Consider the following 3,596-nt stretch of genomic DNA (forward strand, 5'->3'; position numbering starts at 1 on the left):
CTCTTACAAAGCAGGGGTCGGCGGTTCGAAACCGTCTGCGCCCACCCCGGGGGAGCGAGCCCCCAGACACGACGAAGGCCCAGCTCAGCGGGAGTGATCCGCCGAGACTGGGCCTTGATCGTTCCTCTGGCCGGGCGGGGCCCGGGGAGGGGTCATGCCACTCACGTGCCAGATGAGCCCGATTCGGGCCGGCCGAGGGCCTTCCGGGCAGCCTCGCCCATACGATCGGCGATCGCCCGATCACGGTCGCTGGTCATGTGCTGGTAGATCAACGCAGCCCGCGCAGTGCTGTGGCCCATTCTCACCATGAGTTCACGGGTGCTGGCCCCGGTCTGGGAGGCGAGGGTGTTCCCCGTGTGCCGAAGGTCGTGGAAGTGGGCTTCCGGACTGACACCCGCCTTGACCCGCGCTGCCGCCCAGTCGTCCCGGAAGTTGCTCCGGCGGAGCTGACCGCCCCGCGTACCGAGGAAGAGGTGACCGTCCGGCCCGCGGCCGGCGAAGTGCGCCAGGTGCTCGACCAGGTCGGGCACGATCTCGGCAGGGAAGGCCACGGGACGGAAGCCCGCCCGGCTCTTGGGCGCTTTGTCGTAAAGCTTGCCGTTGTTCAGCTCTGCTTGGTTCCGCCGCACCCACAGTGCCCGCGCCTCCAGGTCGATGTCGCGGCGTCGCAGGGCCGCCAGCTCGCCGAAGCGCAGAGTGGTGAAGGCTGCCAGCAGCACCAGGGCCCGCCACCGGGGGTGGATTGCGTCGGCGACCGCGTAGACCTCGGGAACGGTGAGAACCGGGCGTTCCGGCACGTCGTAGGTGTCGGCTCCCTTGATCCGGCACGGGTTGCGCTGGATCAGCCCGTCATCCACGGCGGTATTCATGATGGCCCGGAGCATCTGATAGGCCTTGACGGCCGTCGGCTCACCCACGCCGGCCGACAGCAGACCGGCGCGCCAGGATCGCACCCGCGCGGGTGTGATGTCCCCAAGAGCCCGCCCGCCGAGCATGGGTTGGACGTGGAGCCGCAGAGCGATGGCGTACCGCTCCCGCGTGCTCTCCTCCAACTTGCGCTCGCGTAGCCACGCATCGGCGTAGTCCCGAAGCTTGACCTTCCCGCCGTCCGGATCGAACCACTGGCCGCGCGTGATGTCGGCCTCGATCTGAGTGAGCGCCACCTCAGCATCCGTCTTGGTGGCATAGGTCTGCTCTGCCGAGCGGAGTTGGTTCGTCTCCGGGTCCCGGTACCGCACCTGCCAGCGGCCGGATGGTAGTTGCCGCACCGACCCGAAACGGCGACGACCGCCCTTGGGCCTTGGCATCAGGCGGCCCTCCTGGCACGCACCCGGCGCACTGCCAATGGCCGCACGGTGTTATCGGTGACGAAGGCCTCCAGGGCGGAGGCTGGGATGCGGACATGGCGGCCGACCTTCACGAACACGATGCGCCGTTCTGCGATGAGTCGGCGAGGGAACCGTTCCGTGGTGCCGAGCAGGTCGGCGACCTGGGCGACGGTCAGCAGGCGGTCAGGCACGGGTGGGTTCTCCTTCGGTTCCTGGGGCGGGGGTGAGTGCTTGGGTGAGCCATGTCTCACCGGGGGAGAGGCCGACGCCGGCGAAGACCCAGTGCGCGAGGACGAGGGTCGATTCGTCGTCGGCGGGAGCGTCGGGGCCGTGGCGGAGTTCTGCCGCTGGGGCGCGTCGCCAGGCGGCGCGGGCATCCCGAAGGGCGCCGAGGGTGGTGGAGTAGCGGCGGGTCTTGGTGGAGAAGTGGCCGCGGAAGCCGAGCATGTGGGCCCAGGCCCGCAGTCGGGAGTCGGCGAAGTCGCGGTGCCCGCCAAGCTCCCAGCAGGTGCGGACCATGCGGCGAGCGTGGTCGGTGATGTCGAGGTGGGCGAGTTCGGCGAGGAAGCGGATCGGTCTGTCGAGGGCGCCGGTCGCGGTCTCTGCTCCCTTGGTGGCGTACTTGGCGATGTAGGCGGCGACGGCGCGTTCGGTGATCGGGGCGGGTCCGTCGAAGTCGGCTGAGCGGATGGTGCGGATGTCGAGCTGTCGCCCGAACCGGAACTCATAGGTGCGGCCGTCGTGGAGGAGGGCAGGCGGACAGGCGCGGGCAGCGGCAGCCCGGATCGCATCGGCCAGTAGTTCGGCGGTTGCCCAGGGCGGGGGAGGGGTGTTGCCGCCCTCGGGGCCGTCGAGGCGGATCACGGCGTGGAAGTGGACCAGGCCCCGGCGCTGATATTCGGCGACCTTGCCGAAGGAGACGCGGGCATGCTCCTTGAAGTCCCGCTGTGTGAGGCCGGCGCGCTTGGCCAGCTCTCGTCGCAGATGGATGGTGAAGCGCGCCCACAGGGCTCCGGAATGGAAGTTCCACAGCACCGCCCCGCGGTAGTCGTAGGTGTCGGGGTCGATCGGTGTGCCGAGGAGCGGGTCATCCTCTCCGTGCGCTATGCCGCAGCGGCAGGGGTGGACGGTTCGGCCGGGGCCGCCGGTGGGGCGGTTGTGGACCGGGCCGAAGGACGGTGCGGTGAAGGTGGCGAAGACGCGAGGATGGGCGGCAACGGTGGCGGGGACGCCCTTGCCACCGATGAGTCCAGCGGTGATCAGGTGGTAGGTGTCGCGCCGGTACGTCTCCGCACACGAGGCGCAGCGGGTGGCCCGGCGGTTGCCGCAGCGCACCAGCAGATGCCCGGCGGGCAGCTTGCTGGACTCCAGATGGTGCAGGACCTCACCGGTCGGGGCGTGGACTTCGGTGCGCCAGCCGTCGAGGCGGATGGGGCGGGTGCAGCCGGCCAGCCCCGCAAGTTGCCGCATGAGGGCGGGCATGGTGCCGAGTGAGGCGAGCGCTTGCAGGTCGGCGACGGGCGGCGGTGTGGTGGCTGGCATCAGGCGGCCACCCCCGCGGGCAGAGCAGCGACGGGGCCGACCAGGGCGGCGAGGACGGCCGAGGCGAGCGGCGGGGGGACGGCGTTGCCGATCTGTTCGAACTGTTTGGTGCGGGAGCCAGCCCACGGGTAGTCGCGGGCGAAGCCCTGGAGGACGGCGGCTTCCTCGACGGCGAGGCGGCGCACCGGGCTGCCGCCGTCGTCGCACCACGACACGTCGTTGAGGGCGCGGCCGAGGTGCAGGGTCGGGGCGGGTTGGTCGAGGTGGCGGCGGGTGGCGCCAGGGCGGTTGCCGACCTTGAGCATCCAGGAGCGGGCACGGCCGGTGACAGCCCAGGAGGGCCCGGTGGTGGGGAAGTGGCTGCCGCCGGTGGTGTGGTTGCCCCGGGTGACCACCAGGCCAGGCGGGCAGCCGAGCACGTCCCGCATCGTGGTCCAGGGCGCGCGCCCGGGGCCGAAGAGGTCCGCTGGCCGGCCGCCGTCGGCGTGGGTGGGATCCGGGGGCACGGCGGGACGGGTGCGGGAGGCGAGGAGGAAGACCCGGCGGCGGGTCTGGGCCAGACCGAAGTCGGCAGCGTTCAGGACGCCGACCCACGTCGAGTAACCGACGGCGACCAGGGCGCGGGCCGTGTGCTCGAACAGCGGCGCCACCGCGGGAACTTCCTCCAGGGCGACCCACTCAGGCCGCAGAGCCAGGGCGTAGCGCAGCGGTTCGGCGACCAGCAGC

At 71.3% G+C, this 3,596-nt stretch carries 4 protein-coding genes; all 4 read right to left on the minus strand.

Annotated elements, in window-relative coordinates; genetic code table 11:
• Positions 1–161: 161 nt before the first annotated feature.
• Positions 162–1,307 carry a tyrosine-type recombinase/integrase gene (locus AOK09_RS35645; RefSeq protein ID WP_055591330.1) on the minus strand — a complete coding sequence of 382 codons (1,146 nt, stop codon included), beginning with the start codon at positions 1,305–1,307 and terminating at the stop codon, positions 162–164.
• Positions 1,307–1,519, minus strand: coding sequence for an excisionase family DNA-binding protein (locus tag AOK09_RS35650; protein ID WP_055591331.1), 213 nt, complete (start codon positions 1,517–1,519; stop codon positions 1,307–1,309). Before AOK09_RS35650 ends, AOK09_RS35645 begins: the two co-directional genes overlap by 1 nt.
• Complete coding sequence (locus tag AOK09_RS35655) at positions 1,512–2,870, minus strand: replication initiator (RefSeq protein WP_322973241.1); 1,359 nt, start codon at positions 2,868–2,870, stop codon at positions 1,512–1,514. Before AOK09_RS35655 ends, AOK09_RS35650 begins: the two co-directional genes overlap by 8 nt.
• The coding region (locus AOK09_RS35660) for a DNA cytosine methyltransferase (RefSeq protein WP_169797116.1) at positions 2,870–3,596 on the minus strand (727 nt) is incomplete at its 5' end. The genes AOK09_RS35660 and AOK09_RS35655, both read right to left, overlap by 1 nt.

The organism is Peterkaempfera griseoplana (assembly GCF_001418575.1).
GTDB lineage: Bacteria > Actinomycetota > Actinomycetes > Streptomycetales > Streptomycetaceae > Peterkaempfera > Peterkaempfera griseoplana.

Excerpts from the sequence above, each read along its gene's own strand:
- AOK09_RS35655 (WP_322973241.1), bottom strand. The coding sequence starts at position 2,870 with ATGCCAGCCACCACACCGCCGCCCGTCGCCGACCTGCAAGCGCTCGCC.
- AOK09_RS35645 (WP_055591330.1), bottom strand. The coding sequence starts at position 1,307 with ATGCCAAGGCCCAAGGGCGGTCGTCGCCGTTTCGGGTCGGTGCGGCAA.